Here is a 23,808-nt window from a genome sequence, read left to right as displayed (position 1 = left end):
GTTAGCATTTCTGAGCAATATGCATCTGCTAAACTAATCGTTATGAATGATTTAAGTCCAGATTAAAATGGTTGTTTGTAAATGTGCTGGCTATCCAAGCCATTTGAAAAGTGCAGAAATGAGCACGGCATTGGCTGTGTCACAGAATAATGAAGCTGCTAGAGTTAGGGATAGGATGGCTCGAGGGCAGTCGCCAAAAGTATCAGTTAGTCGACGAATCACGGCTAAGCCAACAGGCATGGCTCCTAAGCCAAAACCAATGAACCCACCAGCTGCGCTGGATCCTTCATTACCTTTTCCGAATGATAGATAGACGAGGAAATAGGTGATAATGAGTATGCCAACAACCTGCAAGATAGACGCCGTGATCAACAGCGGTAGGTATTCTGCCAGCTCGCCCCAATCTAATGAGAGCATCGCCATTGCTAGAAAGATGCGTAGTGATACTGTACCAACCAGATCTGAGACTTCCTTGTCCATTGGTTTGTTAACCAGGTCAGCAATGTTAGTGAGAGCCACTGCGACTAACATTACGGCCAGAAATGGCGGGATAGATTTGCCTTGGCTTACCAGCCACTCACGCATGGGGATACCGATGGCGACACAGGCTAAGATAAATAACAGAGAGATGATCCAGCGATCTGATGAGAATACGTGATCGCGTTCAACTTCGACAACAACGTCTTTCTCAAACAAGGTAGAGTGTTTGATTTCCTCAGTATTTCGCCGCGATAAAAACATGGCTACGGGGCCGGCAACTAAGCCACCCAAAACTAAGCCCAAAGTGGCACTGCCTACGCCTAACTCGAATGCGCCGTTGATAGAGTGCGCCATCTCTGTATTTGACCAAGCTACTGCGGTTCCGTGGCCACCGAGAAAGGCGATACTACCACAAAAGAGCCCCAGTTCAGCCGGCTGGCCAAAAGCTTTTGCCACGCCCATGCCGATGATGTTCTGGGTGAAGATGAGAACAACGATGGCGATGCAAACCATCAGCGTGCCTTTGCCTGCTGATGCGAGTTTGCCAAGATGGGCGCCAAAACCTAATGAGGCGAAAAAGACTAACAAGAGAGAGTCTCGCGGTACTGGATCTAGGCTAACATCCAGCCAGCCAAATTCACGTACCAGCGCGAGCAAAAGGGAGACGACGAGGCCAGCTGAGACAGATGGCGGGATGTTGCCTTTTTCTAGCCAGCTGAACTTTCTGTTAAGTCGCTTGCCCAGCTCGATACAAGCGAGGGCAACGACGATCGTCCAAATGCGGTTGAGTTCTAATTCCATGATAATGTGAACCTTGCAGGCTAATTATAAAGTTAGCACTGGTTTGATTATCGACAAGAATAGAACGTATGAATCTACTTTTTGCGTGATCTTTTTGCTGCAGCTTGCACGAATTTGAAGTCGATCATCTTGGCTTCAATATCCACTCTAGCGACGTGAGCGTCGATTTTTTGGCCAACTTTGATTTCTTTCAAGCTGCCCTTCATGCCGTCGTGGTTAGTGTATTTTTGTAGCTCGGAATCAAACAACCAATCACCAGCGGGGAAGTGGTCGACGCGGATGAGTCCTTTAGTCATGATGTCGATAGCTTCAACAAAGATGCCCATGCGGCGTGCTTCTATCACCACGCATTTGAAGATCGGAGGCTCTTCTTTTTGTGTGCAGAGATAGAGGTATTCCATCATCTTGAGCTTCTGACTTTCGTTTTCAGCTGCCGCACTAGTACGCTCGGTGTTAGAAATGTGCTCGCCTATCTTGTCGAGCTCAGCTGACTTTAGAATTGGATCTATCTGAGCAGGTGGGTTGCTCAGATGGCGTTCTAATGATCGATGCACAATGAGGTCAGCGTAGCGTCTGATAGGGCTGGTAAAATGACAGTAATCGCCTTTATTGAGTCCGTAGTGGCCCAGTGGTTCTTTGCCGTAGGCAGCGCGTTTGAGGCTTTTCAGCAGGCCGAGTTTGATGGCGTGCTCTTCCATAGTTCCTTTAGCTTGCTTGAGCAGGCTTTGGATGTGCTTGCGGTTAGTGAGGTCTCCAGACCTAAACCCGAGTGTTGCTGCCGTTTGGCTAAACTCCATCAGTTTGTCGGCATCTGGATCTTCGTGAATGCGGTAAATGGTTCCTGTGGCTCTACCTTTAAGAAGTCTAGCGGTCGCCTCATTAGCTAGCAGCATGAACTCCTCAATCAGCTTGTGGCTTTCATTGTGCTCACTTTTGATGATGTCGACGGGGACACCTTTTTCGTCTAACTTCACCCTAACTTCCGGGAAGTCTAAGTCCAGAGCACCTTTGACGAATCGATTTTTACGCAGCATGGAAGCTAACTGCCAGGCATCGCGAACCATGTCGCCAATTTCTTCGCCAGTATCGCCCTCTAGCATCACCTGAGCTTCTTCGTAGCTCATGCGTGCTTTGCTGTGAATAATGGCATCGCTGAAGGTTGATTTCAGTAAGTCTCCAGTTGGTGAGATTTCCATCACGCAGCACTTGGTTAGGCGGTCAACACCACCGCGCAGGCTGCACATGTTATCTGATAGTACTGGAGGCAGCATAGGGATAACTCTGTCAGCTAGATAAGTGCTGTTGCCGCGGTATCTAGCTTCTTCGTCTAGCGGGCTGCCAGGCTTTACATAGTGAGAAACATCAGCAATGTGAACGGCTAATAGCCAGTTGCCGTTGTCAGCCTTTTCTACCGCAATAGCATCGTCGTAGTCTTTGGCGTCAGCAGGGTCGATGGTGATGATCAGGCGCTCGCGCCAATCGTCGCGCCGCGCCACTTCGTCCTCATCGATGGTATGAGGCACCGCATCCGCATCTGCGCTTACCTGCGGTGGAAAGTCGGTTTTGATGCCATTTTTGAAAACGATGCTGAGCATGTCGATGCCAACATCTCCTGGCCAGCCGAGGATTTCGTTGACGCGTGCTTGTGGAATCTCAAACGGACTTGTCCATTTTACAATTTCCACCGCTACCATCTGACCGGATTTGGCTTTGCTAGGCTCGATGATGTCGAAGCTTTCGGGCAAGGTATGATCTTCTGGCTGAAAATAGCTGAATTTACCGCGCTGGAAATAGGTGCCAACAACATACTTGTTACGTCTTTTGATAATGTCGACGACACGACCAACAGGATCGTTGTTGGAAAGTTCTACTGGCTTTGGCTGGCGTTTATCACCACGCCGGCGTCCTTTTTCAGCGCCTCGTCGTTGTTTGCCTCCACGGGCTTTGCGTTCTTCTCCCCAGCGGTCTATCTGTACGGTGACAATGTCTCCATCTAGAGCCACACCTCCCTTGGTATGGGGGATGTGAATGCGGCGGCATTTTTCCAGTTCGATATCTAATGAAAGATTCTGTTTGTCGTTGAGGTCGGGGAAAAAGGTACCGTGACCTTTCTGTGAAAAGCGAATTTGGCCGATGAGTATTGGTTTGTCGTCGCCACCACGCAGGTAGTATTTGCCTTTGCTCGCGCGGATGATGATGCCTGCTCGCTCGAGCTTGGCGAGTTGGGTACGAAAGTTAGATCGATCGCGCGGTCCGAGTTCGAGTTTTTTCGATAGGTCGATTTTATTCAGCCCACGATAATTAGGCTCTTTAAGAATCTCAATGATGCTCGCGCGGATGTTATCCATAAGTTAAGCATGCGCTTTCTGAGTGCTAGCTGCAACTTCTATTTTGTGGCGTATCTTTTCCTATATAACAAAACAGGCCGAAGCGTTAGCTTCGGCCTGAGAATAGAATTCTTAATTAGATTTGTTATGGACGAGTTGGCGCAGTGCGCTTTCCGTCGATGTATTCGTTGAGCTCTTTGTCCATTCTTTCAACGCGCTCAGGCTCGCTATCGAACAGGTTGTTTTGCTGACCGAGGTCGTCTTTAAGGTTAAATAACAGCCCTTTGGTTTTGTAGTCTTCACCGTTTTTTGTCGCATCGGGACGACGTGTGAAACCTGAATTGGTATTCATATAAAGCCAGTCACCTGATCGTAGAGCAAATGCTTTAGGTTTGGTATTTTGTACTGTAGACTTGCGAATTGGTTTGTCTTCACCAGCAAGCAGTGGAGTCAGATCGTGTGAGTCGATTGCTTTATCGTTAGGTATCGTGGTGCCAGCGGCGGCTGCAAATGTTGCTGCGAGGTCAACCTGACTGATTGTTTGGTTGCTCACACTACCAGCTTTCGTTTTTCCTGGCCAACTGATGATGAATGGCACGCGGTGGCCACCTTCATAGAGATCACGTTTGAGGCCACGCAGTTCACCTGAACTATTGTGGTTAGTCTTTTTAAGGCGGTCGTATGCGTAACCTTCGGGGCCATTGTCGGCAGAGAAGATAACGATGGTATTATCAGCAAAGCCTTTGTCTTCGATGGCTTTGATGATACGTCCAGCCATGGCGTCAGATTCATAAACAAAATCACCGTAAGGGCCAGCCTGTGACTTGCCGACGTATTCATCGTTAGGGATGATTGGCGCGTGTGGTGACGGTAGTGCAAAGTAGAGGAAGAATGGTTTTTCGGCAGTTTGTTTGCCGATCCACTCGACTGCTTTATCAGTTAGTGTTGGAAGGACTTTATATGGATCCCAACCGTCGAGCATTGGTCCTGGGCGGAATTCCCAACGACCTTCAGGGATTGGTTTGAAGGTATCTGTGTCCATCATCACTGTTGGAGGCTCAACCACTTTATCGTTTTCGATCCAACAATACGGTGGGAAGTTGATAGTGCCGTCACCAAAGTAATAGTCGAAGCCTTGGTCTAGCGGACCCATTGGGATAGGTTTGCTCCAGTCGTAAGCTGCTGGTCCTTGGGCATTCTTGGCTCCTTCAGGGGCATCATTTTTGCCAGTCTCTAGGCTCTTCCAGTTCCAGCCGAGGTGCCACTTACCAATGGCGGCGGTATTATAGCCGCTCTCACTGAGCATTTTAGCGATGGTGAAATCATCGGGTTCAAAAACAGATTCGCCAAATGATCCAACGATACCGTGGAATTTACGCCAATGGTGCTGGCCAGTTAGAAGAGCGAAGCGGCTAGGAGTACAGATACCTGATGAACTGTGGCCATCGGTGAAGCGCATGCCTTGGCTCGCTAGTTTGTCGAGGTTAGGTGTTGGAATTTTGCCGTTTGGGTTTTGGCAACTGATATCACCGTGCCCCATGTCATCAGCGAAGATGAGCACAATATTAGGTCTTTGGGCAAGTGCCGCTGAGCTGATGGCTGTGATAGCCAGTGGTAAAATGATCTTTGGACTGAAAAGCTTCATACGCAATAGACAACGTACAGATTGCTCAGTGTGTTTCAATCTAGCAGTATTTTAATTGTTTAAATTGGTCTATTTACCGATTTGCCGGCGTATAATGTCCTTTGGACGATTGCTGATAGGATCTTAGGTGTTACCTATCAGTCTTTTGCTTTCGGTTTGTGTGATCTGTTTTTCAGGCTGTAATTAGTTTCAAGTGGTTTAATATCAGTTAGCTAGCTTGTGGTTTTTGATATGGAAATGCTTCTAATCAATTATCTAGTTAGTTTGACAGACACCGCCTTGACATACGTTAGTTTTGCAAATATTGCGCACTTCTCGCAGGTGTTAGTTATTTTCGGCCAGCATTTGCCAAAACTAACAAATATATTTATGGAAGAGCTAAAACAATACAAATGGTTACTCATTGTCTTTCTGTTATTCGTCGTGTCGGCCTTTAGTTCATGTAAGGAGCTGAAGTATAAAACCAGTGGCGAGACTGTGGATGCGCGGATCAGTGATATTTACAAGACCACGTCTTCAAGGCGCAGGTTTATGAAAAGCACGAAGTTGAAAGTGAACTATGTCTTTTACGATGAGGAAGGATATCCCCACAGTGAGAGCGATACGGTAGCTACCGACTGGCCATTCAAAGGTAAAAACGTTAAGGTTGAATACTTAGTCGGAGAAAAAGGATCTTCGCGTTTGGTTGGTAATTCTGAGACTATGATGGTGTGGATATTTTTCGCCACGTTTGGTATCTTGGCATTCACTGGTTTCCGGTTCTATCGCCAGCTCGTTTAGTTTGTTTATTTTGACTGTCCTCTAGTATGAGCGGGGCAGCTATATCAAATTAACAAAAAAATCCGCCACGTAGGAGTGCTACGTGGCGGATGGAATATAGAGTTTGATCTATCGGCGTCTACGAGTGATGCCTAGACCCATAGCTAGAGCTAGCAATGTGGTTGAGCTAGGCTCAGGTACGATGGCAAATTGAAATTCTGGCAAACGCATGTCGAAGGAACTGCTACTACTATCAACGGTCCTGTTACCACTCATGACAACACCTACAAATCCAATGTTGGCAAAATCAGGATCCGCCACAGGATCTCCAGCAAAAGCGATTCCAGCAGCCGAAGACTCAGGGTCGTAGTTATTCCAACTGAGATCACCCAAGGTGTAATTAAAAGTTCCACCCTCGTTGTTACTGTTTACCGCATCACTGATGTAGAAGTTGCCATCGTTTTCGATGAAGTAATGGAAGTTAAATAAGCCAGGGGTACTGAGGCTAGCAGTGGAAGATAGGGAGGCATTAGCTCCAGCATCGACTCCGCCAGTGCTAAACCCGATGATGCCAGTGACAGTTTCACCAACAACCTTATTTCTAACAGTCCAGCCGTTGGCATTGTGGTCAGCTACCTTAACTTGGCTATCTGCATTGGTGTATCCATGCAGATAGAAGCCACCGTAAGTATTAGGACCGCTATATCCTGAATCACCATTGTTTATAATAGCAGTGGATGAGTTGAACGCTTTATCAGCAGTGATGATTTCGTTTACGTTAGATCCAGCGCCTGTTGTATAGCTAACAATTACTGTAGATGCCTGGGAGGCTGTAGTCACAGCTAGTATGGCTGCAGCCATTAGAGAGATTTTTTGTAGATTCATCATTGGAATTATTGTTTGCCTGTGTAATCTAACTGATGATTCAGGTGGTCGCCACGTTAAACTAATCCATTGATTTAATCGAGCGTTTCATGCCTTTAAAAGGTTTAATCTAAGTTGCTCATCATGAATAAGTTGTTGGGTTGTCTTTAAGTGTTAATCATTTTCAGCTAGTTGATCTAGATATCATTTGTCTCATCTAATGTATCAAAAATCACTAATTCTGCTGATTAGAGTGATAGCTCGTTTTGAGCATCTTGCTGCATCGGCAGCTGCGGGAAATAGCTGGAATCAAATCGATTAGCAATCAATGCGCTCCAAGTAAATGAACTCAATTAGCGCTATTAGGTTTTGATTGAACTATATGTCCGACTAATTATTGATGCCGGTTAAGAAAGCATAGAAAGCTAGTCTAAATTGCATAACAAGTCAGAGGCTATCCCGTGAGTGACGGGATAAATAGCTAGAGCAAGGAATGATCTAGCTGATAGGGCAGCGGCGCTACTTCTTAGTTTTCACTGGGGCTTCGATGATGCCTTCAGCAGTTTCTTGTTTGAGGCGCAACTGACCACATGCGGCGGCGATGTCGTGGCCTTTTTCGTTACGTAGCGTGGTGGTTACTCCCGCTTTATGAACGATGGCGGCGAAGTCTTTGCAGTGCTGCAGAGCTGGTCGCTCCCACTCTAAACCTTCAACCGTGTTGTATGGGATTAGGTTGACTTTGGCGTGTAGCGATTTGGCTAGTTTTGCCAGCTGGCGCGCTTGGTCGAAGGAATCATTGACTCCTTTGATGAGAATGAACTCAAAAGTAAATTTCTGTTTGCTGTGGGTTTTCCAGTAACGCAGTGCGTCGATGAGTTCTTTGAGCGGGTACTTTTTGTTCACCGGCATGATGCGCTCACGCACTTCATCAGTAGCTCCGTGAAGCGAAATGGCTAGACGGATTTGTTGACCTCTATCAGCTAGAAGTTTGATTTGCGGCGCGAGGCCAGAAGTGGAGACATTGATACGGCGAGCACCGATGTTCACGCCCCATTGGCCGGTGATGATATCGAGTGCTTTATCGAGATTCTTGTAATTGGCCATTGGCTCACCCATGCCCATAAAGACGATGTTGTTGATCTTTTCGCCGGAAATTTTTTCCACCGTTAGGATTTGGCCAATGATTTCTTCGGGGCGTAGGTTGCGGGTGAATCCAGCGAGTCCAGAGGCACAGAATTTACAGCCGTAGGCGCAGCCAACTTGTGAGGATACACAAAGTGTGCGGCGTTCAGCCTGAATGCCGCCGTCGCCAATGTTAGCTGGAATGAGCACCGTTTCCACGTAGCGTCCGTCGTCTAACTTAAGAAGGAATTTCTGAGTGGTGTCTTTGGCGCCGTTGACACTGATGTGTTCCAGTGTGTGCAGAGTATATTCTTCAGCGAGCTTTTCACGGAGCTTTGCTGGCACGTCTGACATGTTTTCAATTTTGTCGACGCGTTTTGTGTAAATCCAGTCGAGGATTTGTTTGACGCGATACGGGCGTTCGCCGAGCTCATCGATGATAGTCTCGAGATCTTGCTTAGTTTGGGCCAGAAGTGATGGTTTGACGGTGCTGCTCACGCGGATCTGGTAGCACGTTTTGATGAAATTACCAGCGATATTCGTGTAGGCTATAGGGGGCCTAGGATGAAAAACATAGCATTGACTTATAGTATGGATATCTAAGCATTTTCTTTTATGCGTTGCATCGGCTGGCTGAGCTGCTTATGAAATAGGTAAAGATGAGTGATTCTGAGCGCGACATTGATAACTGTATTGGCTGTGGAGCAGAAATGGATGTCACCGAAATGGTGCCATTTACCAATGTAATTTGTCCGCATTGCTCGGAGCATACACGGGTGAAATGCCAGCTGGGCCACTACGAGCTGACCAAGCGCTCGGGCATTGGCGGGATGAGCGAGGTGTTTTCTGCCTGGGATACCAAGCTGGAGCGTGAGGTGGCGATTAAGTTGCTCAATCTAGAGCTCTCTAAAGACGAGAAGCGCATGGAGGAGTTTGAGCGCGAGGCTTTGATTACGGCTGCGATTAGCCATCCTAACGTGGTTCGTGTTTACACCGTGGGCATGGCGTGGCGGCATTTTTACATCGCTATGGAGCTGGTGCCTAACGGTAGCTTAGAACAGCGCATGACTGCGCATGGCGCACTGCCTGAGCACGAGGTGCTGCAGGTCGCTGGCGAGACCATTGCGGGTCTGCGAGCTGCACGTGAGTCGGGGTTGATTCACCGAGATATTAAGCCGGGTAATATACTCTTTGACGCTAACGATCAGGTCAAGATCGTGGATTTTGGTTTGGCATTGGTCACCCAAGGCGGCAAGGCAACTGCCGAGGAAATCTGGGCGACTCCATATTACGTGCCTCCAGAAGCGCTCGTCAAAGGCGAGGAAGATTTTCGTAGCGACATCTACGCGCTGGGAGCCAGCTTGTATCATGCGCTGACCGGTGATCCACCTATCAGCACAAACTCGCAATCGACAAGAGAAGTTTTAGAAGCAAAGAAAACGATCAAGCCAATTGCTGAAGTGGCACCTTGGCTCAGTGAACCATGCTGTGAGCTGATTGATACAGCTATGGAAATGGATCCTAATGATCGATTTGCTAGTTACGCAGAGATGGAGGAGTTGTTAGCTGAAGCCTTTGCTGACGACAGAGACGCTGCTAGTTCAAAGCCCAAACGCAAGCGCGGTCGCGGACGAAGACGGCAAGCGAATAGCTGGTGGAAGCAGCCAAAAATCCAGCTGGCTGGAGGAGCTTTGTTAGGTGCAGCGGCGCTTGTATTTGTCATTTCACAATTAGTCGATAGTGACGATGACGCAAGTGATGCTGAGGCAGTAGAAGAAGCCATTGACTTTGACGAGTTAGAAAACGCGCTGGAAGGCGAGGGGAATACTGAAGAGGAGGCGAAGAGAATTGTAGCAGCCTATCAGAAAGCCTATTCTAGCTTAAAAAACCGACATTTTGCTAATGCCGAGGCAGCTTTTAATCAGTTGCTTGCGGATGAGGCAGTGATGGAGCCGAGCCGCAGTTGGGCTGGAATTGGTGCCTGTCTATCGGCTTATTTAGATGGTCGATCAGCAGATGCCGAAGCAAGTGCATACAAGCTGCAGTCACTCTGGGAAATCGACGGTGGCGCTCATTCACCTGAGCTTGAGAATCTGGTCAAGGCCTTGACCGTTCTACCGCCGGTCAAGCTAGCTGATAGTTCTGATATGACCGTGCAGGTTCTATCAAATTTCACCTTGGGGCTGAAATACTGGGAGCAAGGTTTGCTAGATGAGTCTGCTAAGTTGATGCGGAAGGTAGTTCAGTCTGATTTAAGTGATAGCCGCCAGTTAGTCATCTATAAAGGGCTAGCTAGGAATTATCTAGCTGATTACAAAACGCTGCAAGCGACTCATTATAATGGTTCCTCCAAGACGCAGGAAGAGGCCAATAGACGGCGTAAAGAATTGATCGCCGCTCAAGAAGCCATTGTCACTAATGGACGGTCTAAATATGTGATTCAAAAGCGGCGGCTACGCAATGCTAGAGAATTGAGAGAGATGCGGAAGTCAGCAGCTCAGTAGAGATCCTTTGGTCTTTAGCATGGCACAAAAAATCCCAGCTGAATATTTCCAGCTGGGATAGGTGAATTCTTTCTCGCTGCTAGAATGCTCCAGTAATCAGCTGGATGTAGCGTGAGCCAGACGAGCTAACTGATGCAGATGAACCTGATCCGCTTAGGTATTTTTTGGTCTGGTATGAATGGTGAGTTTTGGATGGGCGCACATAGCTCACCACAGGGCCTCCGACTTTCTTGCTAGATGGCTCGACTGCTAGCGGGAATCCAGAGTCAGTAAATGAGATTTCCCATGAGGCTGAAGCGGAGCGATGATTTCCTCTAACTAACCACGGGTAGCGTTTGACGATATCTAGCTGACCTTTACGAGGGACGGTAATTTTATAGTAAATCGTCTCGCGGCTGACTAGATCTGGGATGCTTATCTGGCTGTGCTTACGCTGAAGTTTGTATAGCTCGGCAATGTCCATGCCAACTAAGTTGAGCCCGCTATAAATGCTGTGGTGGTTAGGGCTAGTGTAATGACGCCCGTACCATGTCTCAAAGCGAGGTGAACTCATGACACAAAGCTCGAGGTGCAGGTGAGCGCGAGTTTTGTTAATGCCCACGCCAGTGTAGCCCAATGTTCCTAAGGATGACTTGTGGTCTACTTTTTGGCCGACCTGACAGTCGATGCGATTAAGGTGGGCGTAGAGGCTGTAGTAGGTGCCAGACGGCCAGCGGTGTTCTACAACAATATATTTTCCGTAGTTGCTGCGGCTGGAAACGGCATTGACGTGCACGACTTTGCCGCTGTCTATTGGGTGGATAATATCTAGCGGAACGCCATTGCTATCTCGCTTGAGAGGTTTGATATCAATGCCTTCGTGAAAGCGTGTGCCGATCACACCTTCTGCGGTGCGGCGCATGTTTCTAACGAACCCATATTTGCCCGCTGTCCAGGGTTTTGACTGCACGCCCTCGAATGAGCGATCGCAGTACATGTAGAAGTCCTCAGGATTGCTGCTGAAGATGGCGTCGTTAGCTGTAGGGAGTTGCAGCTGAGATGGGCCAGCTTGGCTAGTTGGAGTTAGGGCGAGCAGTGCTGCTGCAGCCAATAGGGTGAGAGATTTCATGAGCCTTAATGGTTAGTCTTTTTCAAGCCTTTTGCGTTGTTTTTCGGCTTCCTTGAGTTCTTTTTTGAGCTTTTTGACGTTCTTTTCCCATTCTTCTTTGGACTGGCCAATGCGAGGGAAATGGAAGTCGTAGGCTTTGATTTCCCGCTCAGTCACCCCGCTCCAGACGACGAGTTGACCGTCCTTGATGCTTTCATCAATACGGAAAACGTGAGTTGGCTGACCGTTGACAACAGGCATGACCAACTTGTTGATATTGGTGCCGGTAAGCGCTTCTAATCGTTTGGCAGTGAGGCCATCCACCTGAAAGACAACACCAAAGCTGGTACCATCTTTGGCTGGAAATGGGGCAAACGAAGCGACGTTACCATTGCTGACAAATGGTGAGTTGCTGAACCACTTTTTGCCGACAACGGTCTCAACCTCGCGCACCATCTTAGCTCCGGCACCTTCGCCGGATTCGAGGTGGAAGGAAATCGACGCCGGTGGCGCCTTCTGACCACTAGAAAATGCTAGTGATGGAATGAGTGAAAAAATAAGCAAGGCTTTGCGCATGAGGCAAAGATGCGATTAATGGCCCTCGCTTTCAAGTTCTAATGCAGCGGATCCATGCATGCGTTAATTTTCCGTAGCCTTTCTGAATTATCGATTTGGCGAATCACACGAGCTGGATTACCAACGGCAAGTGAGTCGTCTGGAATGTCTTTGGTAACCACGCTGCCAGCTCCAATGACGCAGCGTTTGCCGATATTGACGCCTGGACAAACAACGGAGTTGCCGCCAATCCATGTATCATCACCAATGCTGATAGGGGTGCCAAATTCGAGCCCGCTGATACGAGTTTCTGCATCTAATGGATGGGCTGCAGTGTAAATCTGCACATTGGGGGCAAACATGACATTGTCGCCAATGGTAACTTTGCAGACGTCTAGAATGACGCAGTTGAAGTTCATGTAGACATTTTTTCCGAGCTCAATGTTATAGCCGTAATCACAACGGAACGGCGCTTCGACATGAGCATTGTTACTGCTAGCTAGCAGGTCGCTGAGAATTTCTTGTTTGCGAGTGGTGTCACCGTAGGGGCTGGTATTGTAGTCGTGCATCAGTTCGCGAGCACGTAGACGGTCAGCATTTAGCTCGTCTGTGAACCCATGATAGAGCTCACCTGCAATCATCTTCTCTTTCTCTGTAGGCATAAAAAAAACTGTGCTAGTTACTTATCAAAAGCATACTAGCACAGTGTGAATTAAGATCAAAATGCAGTTCTACAGAAAGGTGTTTTCGATAGATACGGCTGTTTATATTTTGCTAGATGTCCAGCTCAGTCCAGGCTGCGTTATTTTTTGAGCTAGCTACAGTGGCTTCGATAAATGCCATGCCGCGCACGCCGTCGGCGATGCTAGGGTAGTCTAGCACATGAGCGCTAGGCTGCGAGCCATCTAGCAGACAGCGGATGTGATCGGCAAAGTTACGATACACATTAGCAAATGCTTCGAGGTAGCCCTCTGGATGTGAGGATGGTGTGCGGCTGTTAAGTTGGGCGGCTTCGCCGAGATAAGCATTACCTGTGCGGTATACCTGCGTCGGCTGATCGAGCCATTTGACGAGCAATGTATTGGGCTCGTATTGGTGCCATTCGAGCCCGCCTTTTTCACCGTAAACTCTGATGTTGAGGTTGTTTTCCTCGCCTACTGAGATCTGTGAAGCATGCAGTACTCCCTTGGCTCCATTGTCAAAACGAAGCAAAATATTGCCGTCGTCATCAAGTAAGCGGCCGTCAACAAATGAGCTTAGGTCAGCTGCTAGTTCGGAGATTTTCAGTCCTGAGATGTATTCTGCTAGGTTCTCGGCATGAGTGCCAATGTCTCCAATACAGCCAGCTGCACCTGAGCGTTTCGGGTCGGTTCGCCAGGCGGCTTGTTTTTGTCCGCTGTCTTCTAACTTAGTCGCTAACCACCCCTGTGGGTATTCAACAACGATCTTGCGGATTTTGCCTAACTCACCAGCCGCGACCATTTCTTTGGCCTGTTTGACCATCGGGTAGCCGGTGTAATTATGTGTTAGCCCGTAGAGTAGACCGGTTTTTTCTACTATCTTACTGAGCTCTTTTGCTTCCGCTAGATCGAGGGTTGCAGGCTTGTCTGATAGCACATGAAAACCAGCTTCGAGGGCGGATTTGGCAGCTGGAAAATGAACGTGGTTAGGTGTGACGATAGCTACAAAGTCCATGCGCTGGTCAGCTGGTAGCGCGGCTTCTTTTTCCATCATTTCCTGGTAGCTGGCGTAGCAACGTTCAGCTGGCAGGAAGAACTCAAGGCCTGAAGCTAGCGAGCGCTCAGCGTCTGAGCTGAAAGCACCGCAGACAAGTTCAATCTGTTGGTCGATGGCTGCAGCGATTCGGTGGACGGCACCGATGAATGCACCTTGGCCACCGCCAACCATGCCCATGCGAATTTTTCTATTTGAGCTCATGTTATTATTGATTGTCGTTGTCAAAGGCTGCGTCGAAGCTGGCGTCAGTATTGCGCGGAAAGTCTAACTTTCTGACGAATGCAGCACTCTCGGTAGCGCCGTGTACACGGTCCATGCGTGCGTCTTCCCATTCGACTGATAGAGGGCCTTCGTAGCCGACGTCATTGAGGGCGACGATGATTTCTTCAAAGTTGACGTCACCACGTCCAACTGAGCGGAAATCCCAGAAACGGCGGCTATCAGCAAAGTCGGTATGTCCACCAAAGACACCAACGGTGCCGTCTCCGTGGCCCCACCACGCATCTTTCATGTGAGCGTGATAGAGTCGATCTGAGAATTGGTGGATGAACTTCACGTAGTCGACGCCTTGGTAGCCGAGGTGGCTCGGGTCGTAGTTGAAGCCGAAGCGTTTGTGGAAGTTAACAGCTTCTAACGATCGTTGAGCTGAAGCGATGTCGAAAGCGATTTCTGTTGGGTGAACTTCTAAGGCAAAGTTGACATCCAGTTCTTCGAAAACATCGAGGATAGGCAGGAAGCGGGCGGCAAAATCATCAAATCCCTTTTGCAAAAATTCCTGGCTGGTAGGTGGGAACGCGTAGAGAGCGTGCCAGATAGATGAACCAGTGAAACCATTGACAACCGCTGGCGGGCGACCTCCTTTTGGGGTGAACGGGGCGGCATCAAAAAACTTTCTAGCAGCTCTGGCGGTATCTTTAATTTCTTCGGCGGCGCGCTGGCGAACACCTTCAGGCTCACCATCACCCCATACGTGGTCAGGCAAAATTGCTTGATGCCTTTCGTCAATGAGGTCGCACACGGCTTGGCCAACGAGGTGTGCTGAGATGGCAAAACAATCGAGGCCATTTTGCTCGATGAGTTGCCAGAGATTACTGCAGTAGTCGTCTTCTGTAAGTGCGCGTTGGACATCGAAGTGGTCGCCCCAACAGGCGAGTTCGACACCGTCGTAACCCATTTCTTTAATTTTTGGGAGCAGCTCAGCAATTGGCAGGTCTGCCCATTGCCCAGTGAATAGTGTTAGTTTTCTTGCCATGAGTTAGTCTTGTTTGATGTTGTTGATTAGGGATTGGTAGAGTTGTTTTGATTTTAGCTGTGACTCAGGTGAAATTGTTTGCGGTGAGCGTTCGCTGCCAGCTGAGGATTTACAGAAATCACTTTCTAATGATTGGATAGAAATCCCACAGGCGTGAGCTGCTCTGAGGCTAGCTCCCAGCGCGGCTGAGTTATTTACCTGTAGTCGGCTGGATTGGATTTGGAAGATGTCCGCTACAGTTTGGGCGATGCCGTCGTTTTGTGCGGCGCCACCTGTAAGATAGATTTCATCCGGATCAATACCGAGCCAAGCTGCTCGATATTTCATATTTATGAACTGGCCGTCGAGCAGGAAGCGTATTTTTTCTAACTTACTTAGTTTTTCCTCATCCACATTGCCGTAACATTGAGTGTGTGGAGCGCGTGTTAGCGGGGTGATTTCCTCCATGAAAAATGGCGCAGAGAATCCATCTGGGCCCATGCGTTCAGCTTTTCCTGCGGCTGCAAAATCTTCCCAGCTGGCGGCGAGTAGCTCTTTGAGCGCCTCTCTAGCAAGTGATCCATTGCGGAAGCAGATCAGGCTCATGTAGCCACCGAGCGGGTTACCAAATACGTGACCATAGCCATCTGGATCGGTGACTGGCTCGGGCATAGCTGCGAATAGGGTATCGCTAGTGCCTAGCGAGATGACCATTTTTCCAGCACCAGCCGCGCCCATGCCGACGAGGCTGCTAGGGTTATCGCCAGTCCATAAGATACTTTTGCATTCCGCCTTGAAACCATACTTTTCAACAAAGTACGGGGCGATGTTGCCAGCCACTGTAGCTGACGGTGCTAGTGATGGCAGCTTCTCTGCTAGCTCGGGAGCACAGGCGCTAACAACTTTGTCATCCCAGCTGAGTGATTGCAGGTTCATCAGGTTCATTCCTGCGCCGTCGCCGTGGTCAATGGCAACTGATTTTCCGCTAATCACGGAAGCTAGGAATGAACTACAAAGGTGCACGGTGTTGGTATTTTGCCAGCCAGCGGGGTCGAGCTTGGCAAAGCGGCGAATCTGAGCCGCTGAAAATCGCTCGATCATGATAGAGCCGGTGCGTTTGCACACTTCTTGTTGGCTACCGATAGCGTCGGCCATCTCGGCGCACTCTTTGGCGGTCGAGTTGTCCATCCAGATAGGGGATGTTTGGCGGGAGAAGCAGTCGTCCAGTTGGCTGGATAGGTTTTGTGAGCTATCTAGCTGGCTGATTGTTTGGTGGAATTTTTCAGCGAGATAGACGGTTGCGTGTTGTTGGCCTGAGCCACTAACGGCATCGATGGTGCTGACATCAATGCCTGAGGATTGGAGTTTAGCCATGAGCATGTCGAGGGCATCTAACCACATGCGTGGGTCGGCGTGGATCTCGCCATCTTTGCCGCCGGGGATGAAACCAGCTGGGGATTTGTATTTTGCTAGATCGCGGCCAAATGACACGCTGTGATCAGCTATAATAGTTCCCTTTGAGGTGTCGATGATGAGAGCTGATAGGCTCTGAGTGGAGGCGTCTAATCCTAGTGTGATCATGGCTGATGGTATTGTTATTAAATTTACAAAAAAGCCTACCCATCCAGCTGGATAAGTAGGCTTGGTAATGGTCTAAAATTAGACGATGTAATCGTTGAGCAAGTTTTCTAGCATCTCTTGGCGACCGCTGTTAAGAATTGGCGCATCAATGCCGAGCGCGTAGTCATTGAGTTTTTCCAAGTCGACTTTGCCAGATTCGATATCTGAACCAATACCCTGATCGAAGCTGCTGTAGCGGGATGAAACAAATTCATCCATGCGGCCGTCTGCGATGATCGCGTGGGAAATCTTGAGTGCGCGAGCGAAGGCGTCCATGCCGCCGACGTGGGCGTGGAATAGGTCATCTGGTTGGTGTGATTCACGACGACGCTTGGCATCGAAGTTCAGTCCGCCAGTGGTGAATCCGCCCATTTTCAGCAGGCGAAGCATGACTTGAGTACAACCGTAGATGTTAGTCGGGAATTGGTCGGTGTCCCAGCCGAGGAGTTCGTCACCGCGGTTAGCGTCGATAGATCCTAGCGCGTTAGAATTGATCGCAACTTCCATTTCGTGCTCCATCGTATGGCCAGCCAGTGTTGCGTGGTTGGTTTCTAGGTTGAGCTTAAAGTGGTCTAGCAGCTTGTATTCACGCAGGAAGTTGAGGCAAGCTGCGGCATCTGAGTCGTACTGGTGAGTAGACGGTTCACGTGGTTTTGGTTCGATGTAGAATTGTCCAGTGAAGCCGATTTTTTTAGCATGATCCACGGCGAGGTGAAGCATGGCAGCGAGGTGGTCGAGTTCGCGCTTCATATCGGTATTGATCAGGCTGCCGTAGCCTTCGCGGCCCCCCCAGAATGTGTATCCTTCACCACCGAGTTTGTGAGTGGCTTCCAGCGCGTGTTTGATCATGCTTGCGCTGTAGGCAAAAACATCAGCGTTAGGTGAAGTAGCTGCGCCCTGTGCGTAACGTGGATGGCTGAATAGGCAGGCTGTGCCCCAGAGGAGTTTTTTACCTGTCTGATTTTGATATTTGGCGAGCTCGTCGGTGATGCAGGCTAGGTTATCGTGAGTTTCCTGCAGGGTGGCACCTTCAGGTGAGATGTCACGGTCGTGGAAACAGTAGTAGTCGATCTGGCATTTTTCGAGGAACTCAAAGAAAACGGGAATGCGATTGAGTGCATTTTTCAGAGATTCGCTTTTGTCATCCCATGGAGTGACTGAAGTGCCTGCGCCAAATGGATCTGATAGTTCGTTGCGCATCACGTGCCAGTATGCGGCGCCAAAGCGGAGGTGTTCACGCATGGTTTTTTCTCCAACAACTTCATCTGGATTGTAGTGACGAAATGCGAGTGGATTGCGAGTTTTTGGTCCTTCGTACTGGATTTTATTGATCGTTGGGAAATGGTTAGACATGAGTTTAAAGTTTAATAGTTGCGTCGGGGGTAGATGTATTGAGAATATATTAAATCTGTAAAAATACAATGATTGGAGTCATCATAGATTTGTCATTTTTCGTCATTTGAGAGAGTGAAAGTATTTGACCAGTATTAGGAATATGAATAGTTGTATAGACATGAAGAAATTCAATGGTGGTTTAACTGTCGATGAGTTTACGCAGAATATGAAGCCGGGTCAGGTTGCGTTGGAGCTACTGAATGAGATCCCAGATATAGGTTTTTGGATCAAAGACCGTGATGGACGATTTGTTTTTCTTAATCATGCCTATTATGAGGCATTCAGTCGTGGTGCGGAAATTGGCATGACTGACGAAGATATACATACCCCGGAATTGGCGAAGGTTTATCGCGCCGATGAAAAGAAAATTGTAGAAACTGGCGAGTCGATTCGGCATAAAATGGAGCTTGTGACCATGCGCACGGGAGCGATCGAATGGCGCAGTACGACCAAGATTCCCATCTATGATCGCGATGATAAGATTATGGGCACGGCGGGCATTTCTCGCAAGATTGACCAAGTGCATCCGCTGCCGTCAGATTACCGCGCGATTGGCCAGCTCGTGGAATACATTCACCAGAATGTGGGCGAGTCTCTATCCGTCTCTTCTCTAGCTGCACATAGCGGTATGTCTATCAGTACTCTAGAGCGGAGATTTCATAAGCACCTCGGCACGACGCCGAGAGGTTTTATCCAACAAGCTCGCATTGCTGCGGCCTGTGATTTATTGGCTAACAGTCAGCTGAATATTGGCGAAATTTCACTACAAACTGGCTTTCAGGAACATGCGAGCTTCACGCGTTCATTTGAACGAATCATGCACATGACTCCTTCTGTTTACAGAAGGTATTACAGGTCTTCTGATTAAACGCTTGTGTCTTACTTATTGTTTTCGGTTTAGTAACAGAAATGGACTAGTGTCATGATTTGCTAGGTCAGCGGGCATTTTTTTGAGATTTCGCATGGCCATGTGCGGATAAATGTTCTACCACGTTTTTTGTGGTAACTATGGATCCATTACAAAAATTTGCAGCTTTCCGTGAAAAGATGGAAAGTGCAGGCGTCAATGAGTCGGCCATTTTGGCTTTTCAGCATAATTATAAAAAGCTGCTTGAGGAGAGCTCTGGCCATCTAGCTGAGCGAGACATCGATCGAGCAGATGGTTTTGCTAATTTAGCTGATCTCGGTTTTACCTGCCAAGAATTCGACCAAGATCTGCTGTCCAAAACAGTAGTGATCAAACTCAACGGCGGGTTAGGAACCAGCATGGGATTGCAGAAAGCCAAAAGCTTGCTTCCGGTGAAGGACGAGCTGACGTTTTTGGATATCATTATCGAGCAGATTGAATATTTACGCGAGTCTACTGGCGCGCCGGTGAAGTTCTTGCTGATGAATAGCTTCAGCACTTCTGCGGATACACTTGAGCATTTGGATAGCTACATCGTTGATGGATTTGCCGAGACTGGCAAAGACATTGAGATGATGCAAAACTCATCACCTAAGGTAGATGCTAGTGATGAAGATGTGCTCGGCCCAGTGAGCTGGCCGGCAAATCCAGAGTTAGAATGGTGTCCTCCAGGACACGGTGATCTCTACCCAGCGCTGGTTGGCAGTGGTTGGTTGGATAAATTGTTAGCTGATGGTGTACGTTACGCCTTTGTTTCTAACTCGGACAACCTAGGTGCTGTGCTGGATCCATGTTTGCTCAAACATTTTGCAACTTCTGGCATGCCATTCATGATGGAGGCGACTCGCCGGACGGAAGCGGATAAAAAAGGTGGCCATCTGGCGCTGAGAAAATCTGACGGCCAGCTGCTTCTGCGCGAAGTAGCCCAGTGTCCGGATGAAGATCTTCACATGTTCCAGGACATCAACATTCACCGCTACTTTAATACCAATAACCTGTGGCTTGATCTGCAATCACTACGTGACGAACTGAAAGCGCAGAACGGAATTCTTCCGCTGCCAATGATTCAAAACCGCAAGACGGTAGACCCGCGCGATAAAGAATCAACTCCAGTGTATCAGCTGGAAACGGCAATGGGTGCGGCGATCGAATGCTTCAAAGGATCTGGTGCGGTTTGTGTGCCGCGCTCACGTTTTGCTCCGGTGAAATCCACTGCGGATTTATTTGCTCTGCGTTCAGATGCTTACGTGCGCTCAGTTGATGGTCGCATTGCTCTGGCTGCCGAACGCGATGGTAAGCCACCAGTGATCTCACTTTCTGATGAATATAAACTGGTAGACAGCCTGCAAGGGCTGGGCGTTCCGTCATTGGTGAAAGCCGATAAGCTGAGCATCGAAGGTCCAGTAAGATTCTGTGATGGTGTGGTGATTGAGGGAACCGTTAGTTTTGTCAACAAATCCACCGAACCACAATGGGTTGCCGCTGGCGCTTATTGCGATGAAGCGGTTGAATTAGGCTAATGAAATATTCATTTCAATCTGTCGATTTTGTTGAAAATGGCAGCTTGAATATGTCTTGGGATTGTTCATATCAGTGCGCGTATGTTTAAGGAAAACTTGTTCGACATTTCCTTGGCGGATTATGATGCCGTCATTTTCGATTTGGATGGAACTCTGGTAGATTCCATGCCAGCTCATTTTGAGGCATGGTGTGTCGCGCTGGATAGCTTTGGCGCGTACAACGTATTTGCTGAAGATGTCTTTTACGCGATGGGTGGACGCCCAACTCGCGATATCGTTAGAGATCTCAATGGTGAGTGTGATGTTCACCTAGACGCCGAAGCTGTGGGAGCCGCAAAACGCAAGGCATTCATGGGAAATTTGGACAGAATCAAGCCAATTACTGAGGTGATTGAGTTTGCCAAACACGTTCGCGGCAAGCTGCCAATGGCGGTAGCTACTGGTGGATCTCGTAATGTGGCTGAAAAAACACTCAAGCAAGTGAATATCAGCGATCTGTTTGATGAAGTGGTCACTGCAAATGACGTGAAAAAAGGGAAACCAAATCCAGATATCTATTTTGATGTGGCGGAGCGCCTTGGGGTGAAACCTGAGCGTTGTTTGGTTTTTGAAGATGCACCAGCTGGCATAGAAGCGGCGCTAGCTGCAGGGATGGAAGTGATCACGGTTCCTTCTCCGCTTAGTGTGGTGTAATTTTCACCAAAGATATATTTCTGATGCACTCACCGCCAGCTGGCTGTGGGTGCATTTTTTTATCTATGGCATTTGCCGGCGGAGTTATCCAGCGGGAGATTTAATTCGTCTCTGATAACTCTGAAAAGTTGACCTTTTGGATTGGTTTATTTAGCATTTGCTTATGACAGAAGTGGAGGCAGCCAAAAAGATATTGCAGACGATGCTCGATCACCTTGGCTTTGAGGCGAGAATCGATGAGCTAGAGCACGATGGATCTGTGTGTTTGCAAATTCGTACTGAGGAAGGCAAGTATCTGATCGGTGCCAATGGTGACCGATTGGAAGATTTTCAATATTTGGTAAACCGCATCCTCAGCAAACATTTCCCAGACGCCAAACGCATCCGTGTTGACTGCGACCACTACCGTGATCGCTATGAGGAAAAAATTATCCAGACGGCGCGCGAGCTAGCACAAAAAGTTCACGAAGATGGCAAAGCCAGAAAAATGAAGCCGCTGAATGCCTTCTACCGTCGACTTGTGCACAATGCTTTGGTGGAAGATGAGAAGGTGAAGACCAGCTCACCTGACGGAGCCGCTAGATATAAAAGAGTCATCATTCAGCGCAGCTAACGATTTTCATTATGGAAACCCACCGCTTAGTATTGCCTGAGGATTTGAACCAATATGGATTTCTTTTTGGTGGGCGCTTGCTCCAGTGGGTTGACGAAGCCAGCTGGATTGCCGCTAGCCTAGATTTTGCCGATTGCCGGTTTGTTACCGTAGGCATGGACGAGGTGAGTTTTCGCCACTCTGTGCGGGAGGGAATTATCTTGACCATTCGGTGCAATCAAGTGCGTGTTGGCGCTACCTCAGTCAGCTATCGAGTAGAGGTTTGCCGTGGAAAACAACCAGCTAGTGAGCCGATTTTTACCACGATGGTAAGCTATGTAAACGTGGATGAAGACGGAGTGAAGCAGCCAATTACAAACTAACTATACCCATGAGTCAGCCAGTTGTCGTCGACATAATTACTTCCGTAGATCGCAGTGATCAGCCAGAGGCTTGGAAAAAATCAGCAGCTAGAAAGCTCAAAGTTCATCCCAAACAGATTTCTGATATCCGGCTGGTTAAGCAGTCATATGACGCGCGCCGCGCTCCAGTGAAAGTCCAGCTGCGTCTCGAAGTGGCTCTTGGCGGGAAACTTCCAGAGGTACCACTTCCGCATGCTGATTACTCGCAAGTTCCAGCTGGCGCAAAACAAGTAGTCATTGTTGGCTGCGGGCCTGCTGGTATGTTTGCGGCCTTGCGCTGTATCGAGCTCGGCGTGAAACCAATCGTTCTTGAGCGCGGTAAAGACGCCTCAGCTCGCCGTTATGACCTCGCGCCTATCATGCGTAAGGGAACGGTGATAGAAGATTCTAACTACTGCTTTGGCGAAGGTGGTGCAGGTACTTTCTCTGACGGCAAACTTTATACTCGTGCCACCAAGCGTGGACCAGTTCGCACCGTTTATGAAACCTTCGTGGCCCACGGCGCGCCAGCTAGAATTCTCACTGACGCCCATCCACACATTGGATCTAACTTGCTGCCGAAAGTTGTGATGGCGATGCGTGAGAGCATTCTATCAGCTGGCGGGGAAGTGCATTTCAATGCCAAGGTGAACGAGTTTGTTATCGCTGGAGGAGAAATGAAAGCCGTGCGCACGGCTGATGGACGTGAGTTTTCTGGTGAGTCTGTGATTCTTGCTACAGGCCATTCGGCGCGTGATATTTACGAACTGCTTCACCGCGATGGTGTGCGGCTAGAGCAAAAGGCATTTGCTGTAGGCGTGCGTATCGAGCACCCGCAACCGCTGATTGATTCTATCCAGTACCATCAAAAACCAGGTGAGCCGAGACACCAAAAGCTGCCAGCGGCATCGTATTCGTTAGCATGTAAGATCGACGGTCGTGGCGTGCATTCATTTTGCATGTGCCCAGGTGGCTTCATCGTGCCAGCTGCCACGGAAAATGACGAGGTCGTAGTCAATGGCATGTCTCTAGCAAGGCGCGATTCACCATTTGCTAACAGCGGCATGGTGGTCACCGTTGAACCTGAGGATACGCAGAAATTTCAGCAACAACACGGCGTGTTAGCTGGCATCGCTTTCCAAAAGCAGCTAGAAATTGCCGCGTCTCAATTTGGCGGTGGTATGCAAAAAGCACCAGCTCAGCGAGTGCCAGATTTCCTAGCTGGAAAACTTTCCGCTAGCTTGCCAAAGACAAGTTACTTCCCTGGTATCACCAGCTCGCGGCTGGATGAAGTGATGCCGTCATTCATCGTCAAACGCATGCAAACTGGTTTGCGAAAGTTTGGCAAAGGCATGCACGGCTACATCACTGAAGAAGCTAATCTGATAGGATTTGAAACGAGAACCAGTAGCCCAGTTAGGATTCCTCGTGATGAAAATTCACTGCAGCACCCAGAAGTAAAATCGCTCTATCCATGTGCTGAAGGAGCTGGTTACGCTGGTGGCATTGTGTCCGCCGCGCTGGATGGATTAAAGTGCGCTGAAGCGGCATGCAGCCAAGCGCGCTAA

20 protein-coding genes are annotated in these 23,808 nt (G+C 48.6%); 8 read left to right on the top strand and 12 right to left on the bottom strand.

Going from position 1 to position 23,808, the window contains the following annotated elements; genetic code table 11:
• Window positions 1-90: 90 nt before the first annotated feature.
• The 3 genes from JIN82_RS01620 to JIN82_RS01610 form a co-directional block, all read right to left on the bottom strand.
• Complete coding sequence (locus JIN82_RS01620) at window positions 91-1,281, bottom strand: sodium/glutamate symporter (protein WP_200309887.1); 1,191 nt, start codon at window positions 1,279-1,281, stop codon at window positions 91-93.
• A 74-nt stretch (window positions 1,282-1,355) separates the two neighbouring features.
• Entirely contained in the window at window positions 1,356-3,629 is a 2,274-nt protein-coding gene (rnr, locus tag JIN82_RS01615; RefSeq protein ID WP_200309886.1) for a ribonuclease R, read from the bottom strand.
• 124 nt (window positions 3,630-3,753) lie between these two features.
• Complete coding sequence (locus JIN82_RS01610) at window positions 3,754-5,253, bottom strand: sulfatase family protein (protein WP_200309885.1); 1,500 nt, start codon at window positions 5,251-5,253, stop codon at window positions 3,754-3,756.
• A gap of 231 nt (window positions 5,254-5,484) precedes the next feature.
• Between JIN82_RS01610 and JIN82_RS01605 the strand changes: the two genes are divergently transcribed.
• Window positions 5,485-6,033: a hypothetical protein gene (locus JIN82_RS01605; protein ID WP_234041696.1), complete on the top strand. Its 549-nt coding sequence runs from the start codon at window positions 5,485-5,487 to the stop codon at window positions 6,031-6,033.
• 108 nt (window positions 6,034-6,141) lie between these two features.
• Here the strand turns inward: JIN82_RS01605 and JIN82_RS01600 are convergent, their stop codons facing one another.
• Entirely contained in the window at window positions 6,142-6,900 is a 759-nt protein-coding gene (locus JIN82_RS01600) for a PEP-CTERM sorting domain-containing protein (protein WP_200309883.1), read from the bottom strand.
• Window positions 6,901-7,395: 495 nt separating this feature from the next.
• Window positions 7,396-8,496, bottom strand: coding sequence for a dual-specificity RNA methyltransferase RlmN (rlmN, locus tag JIN82_RS01595; protein WP_325099456.1), 1,101 nt, complete (start codon window positions 8,494-8,496; stop codon window positions 7,396-7,398).
• A 161-nt stretch (window positions 8,497-8,657) separates the two neighbouring features.
• On the opposite strand from rlmN, the gene JIN82_RS01590 reads away from it, so the two are divergent.
• Complete coding sequence (locus JIN82_RS01590) at window positions 8,658-10,502, top strand: serine/threonine-protein kinase (RefSeq protein ID WP_200309882.1); 1,845 nt, start codon at window positions 8,658-8,660, stop codon at window positions 10,500-10,502.
• Window positions 10,503-10,581: 79 nt separating this feature from the next.
• Here the strand turns inward: JIN82_RS01590 and JIN82_RS01585 are convergent, their stop codons facing one another.
• The 7 genes from JIN82_RS01585 to xylA form a co-directional block, all read right to left on the bottom strand.
• Window positions 10,582-11,610 (bottom strand): M23 family metallopeptidase, encoded by a 1,029-nt coding sequence (locus JIN82_RS01585; RefSeq protein ID WP_200309881.1) that lies wholly within the window; start codon window positions 11,608-11,610, stop codon window positions 10,582-10,584.
• Between the two features lie 12 nt (window positions 11,611-11,622).
• Complete coding sequence (locus tag JIN82_RS01580; RefSeq protein WP_200309880.1) at window positions 11,623-12,165, bottom strand: hypothetical protein; 543 nt, start codon at window positions 12,163-12,165, stop codon at window positions 11,623-11,625.
• 38 nt (window positions 12,166-12,203) lie between these two features.
• Window positions 12,204-12,806: a sugar O-acetyltransferase gene (locus JIN82_RS01575; protein WP_200309879.1), complete on the bottom strand. Its 603-nt coding sequence runs from the start codon at window positions 12,804-12,806 to the stop codon at window positions 12,204-12,206.
• Window positions 12,807-12,918: 112 nt separating this feature from the next.
• Window positions 12,919-14,082, bottom strand: coding sequence for a Gfo/Idh/MocA family protein (locus tag JIN82_RS01570; RefSeq protein WP_200309878.1), 1,164 nt, complete (start codon window positions 14,080-14,082; stop codon window positions 12,919-12,921).
• A 4-nt stretch (window positions 14,083-14,086) separates the two neighbouring features.
• Window positions 14,087-15,133 carry a sugar phosphate isomerase/epimerase family protein gene (locus tag JIN82_RS01565; RefSeq protein ID WP_200309877.1) on the bottom strand — a complete coding sequence of 349 codons (1,047 nt, stop codon included), beginning with the start codon at window positions 15,131-15,133 and terminating at the stop codon, window positions 14,087-14,089.
• Between the two features lie 3 nt (window positions 15,134-15,136).
• The gene (locus tag JIN82_RS01560) at window positions 15,137-16,693 is read right to left on the bottom strand and encodes a xylulokinase (protein WP_200309876.1); all 1,557 of its coding nucleotides are present in this window, start codon (window positions 16,691-16,693) and stop codon (window positions 15,137-15,139) included.
• A 78-nt stretch (window positions 16,694-16,771) separates the two neighbouring features.
• A complete protein-coding gene (xylA, locus tag JIN82_RS01555) occupies window positions 16,772-18,085 on the bottom strand; it encodes a xylose isomerase (RefSeq protein WP_200309875.1) in 1,314 nt (437 codons plus the stop codon).
• Between the two features lie 160 nt (window positions 18,086-18,245).
• Here xylA and JIN82_RS01550 point away from each other — a divergent pair, with 160 nt between their 5' ends.
• The 6 genes from JIN82_RS01550 (at window position 18,246) to JIN82_RS01525 (ending at window position 23,808) form a co-directional block, all read left to right on the top strand.
• Window positions 18,246-18,995 carry an AraC family transcriptional regulator gene (locus tag JIN82_RS01550; protein ID WP_200309874.1) on the top strand — a complete coding sequence of 250 codons (750 nt, stop codon included), beginning with the start codon at window positions 18,246-18,248 and terminating at the stop codon, window positions 18,993-18,995.
• 140 nt (window positions 18,996-19,135) lie between these two features.
• The gene (locus JIN82_RS01545; protein WP_200309873.1) at window positions 19,136-20,554 is read left to right on the top strand and encodes a UTP--glucose-1-phosphate uridylyltransferase; all 1,419 of its coding nucleotides are present in this window, start codon (window positions 19,136-19,138) and stop codon (window positions 20,552-20,554) included.
• 81 nt (window positions 20,555-20,635) lie between these two features.
• Window positions 20,636-21,247 carry an HAD family hydrolase gene (locus JIN82_RS01540; protein ID WP_200309872.1) on the top strand — a complete coding sequence of 204 codons (612 nt, stop codon included), beginning with the start codon at window positions 20,636-20,638 and terminating at the stop codon, window positions 21,245-21,247.
• A 163-nt stretch (window positions 21,248-21,410) separates the two neighbouring features.
• Entirely contained in the window at window positions 21,411-21,860 is a 450-nt protein-coding gene (locus tag JIN82_RS01535; protein WP_200309871.1) for a Jag family protein, read from the top strand.
• 11 nt (window positions 21,861-21,871) lie between these two features.
• On the top strand, window positions 21,872-22,222 hold the full coding sequence (locus JIN82_RS01530; RefSeq protein ID WP_200309870.1) for an acyl-CoA thioesterase: 351 nt from the start codon (window positions 21,872-21,874) through the stop codon (window positions 22,220-22,222).
• 8 nt (window positions 22,223-22,230) lie between these two features.
• The gene (locus JIN82_RS01525; protein WP_200309869.1) at window positions 22,231-23,808 is read left to right on the top strand and encodes an NAD(P)/FAD-dependent oxidoreductase; all 1,578 of its coding nucleotides are present in this window, start codon (window positions 22,231-22,233) and stop codon (window positions 23,806-23,808) included.

The organism is Persicirhabdus sediminis (genome assembly GCF_016595495.1).
GTDB lineage: Bacteria > Verrucomicrobiota > Verrucomicrobiia > Verrucomicrobiales > Akkermansiaceae > Persicirhabdus > Persicirhabdus sediminis.
The sequence above is the reverse complement of the archived record's forward strand: the minus strand, read 5'-3'. Positions and strand labels throughout refer to the sequence as shown.

Coding starts and splice junctions, on each gene's coding strand:
- JIN82_RS01620 (WP_200309887.1), bottom strand. CDS start 1,281: ATGGAATTAGAACTCAACCGCATTTGGACGATCGTCGTTGCCCTCGCT.
- rnr (WP_200309886.1), bottom strand. CDS start 3,629: ATGGATAACATCCGCGCGAGCATCATTGAGATTCTTAAAGAGCCTAAT.
- JIN82_RS01610 (WP_200309885.1), bottom strand. CDS start 5,253: ATGAAGCTTTTCAGTCCAAAGATCATTTTACCACTGGCTATCACAGCC.
- JIN82_RS01605 (WP_234041696.1), top strand. CDS start 5,485: ATGGAAATGCTTCTAATCAATTATCTAGTTAGTTTGACAGACACCGCC.
- JIN82_RS01600 (WP_200309883.1), bottom strand. CDS start 6,900: ATGATGAATCTACAAAAAATCTCTCTAATGGCTGCAGCCATACTAGCT.
- JIN82_RS01590 (WP_200309882.1), top strand. CDS start 8,658: ATGAGTGATTCTGAGCGCGACATTGATAACTGTATTGGCTGTGGAGCA.
- JIN82_RS01585 (WP_200309881.1), bottom strand. CDS start 11,610: ATGAAATCTCTCACCCTATTGGCTGCAGCAGCACTGCTCGCCCTAACT.
- JIN82_RS01580 (WP_200309880.1), bottom strand. CDS start 12,165: ATGCGCAAAGCCTTGCTTATTTTTTCACTCATTCCATCACTAGCATTT.
- JIN82_RS01575 (WP_200309879.1), bottom strand. CDS start 12,806: ATGCCTACAGAGAAAGAGAAGATGATTGCAGGTGAGCTCTATCATGGG.
- JIN82_RS01570 (WP_200309878.1), bottom strand. CDS start 14,082: ATGAGCTCAAATAGAAAAATTCGCATGGGCATGGTTGGCGGTGGCCAA.
- JIN82_RS01565 (WP_200309877.1), bottom strand. CDS start 15,133: ATGGCAAGAAAACTAACACTATTCACTGGGCAATGGGCAGACCTGCCA.
- JIN82_RS01560 (WP_200309876.1), bottom strand. CDS start 16,693: ATGATCACACTAGGATTAGACGCCTCCACTCAGAGCCTATCAGCTCTC.
- xylA (WP_200309875.1), bottom strand. CDS start 18,085: ATGTCTAACCATTTCCCAACGATCAATAAAATCCAGTACGAAGGACCA.
- JIN82_RS01550 (WP_200309874.1), top strand. CDS start 18,246: ATGAAGAAATTCAATGGTGGTTTAACTGTCGATGAGTTTACGCAGAAT.
- JIN82_RS01545 (WP_200309873.1), top strand. CDS start 19,136: ATGGATCCATTACAAAAATTTGCAGCTTTCCGTGAAAAGATGGAAAGT.
- JIN82_RS01540 (WP_200309872.1), top strand. CDS start 20,636: ATGTTTAAGGAAAACTTGTTCGACATTTCCTTGGCGGATTATGATGCC.
- JIN82_RS01535 (WP_200309871.1), top strand. CDS start 21,411: ATGACAGAAGTGGAGGCAGCCAAAAAGATATTGCAGACGATGCTCGAT.
- JIN82_RS01530 (WP_200309870.1), top strand. CDS start 21,872: ATGGAAACCCACCGCTTAGTATTGCCTGAGGATTTGAACCAATATGGA.
- JIN82_RS01525 (WP_200309869.1), top strand. CDS start 22,231: ATGAGTCAGCCAGTTGTCGTCGACATAATTACTTCCGTAGATCGCAGT.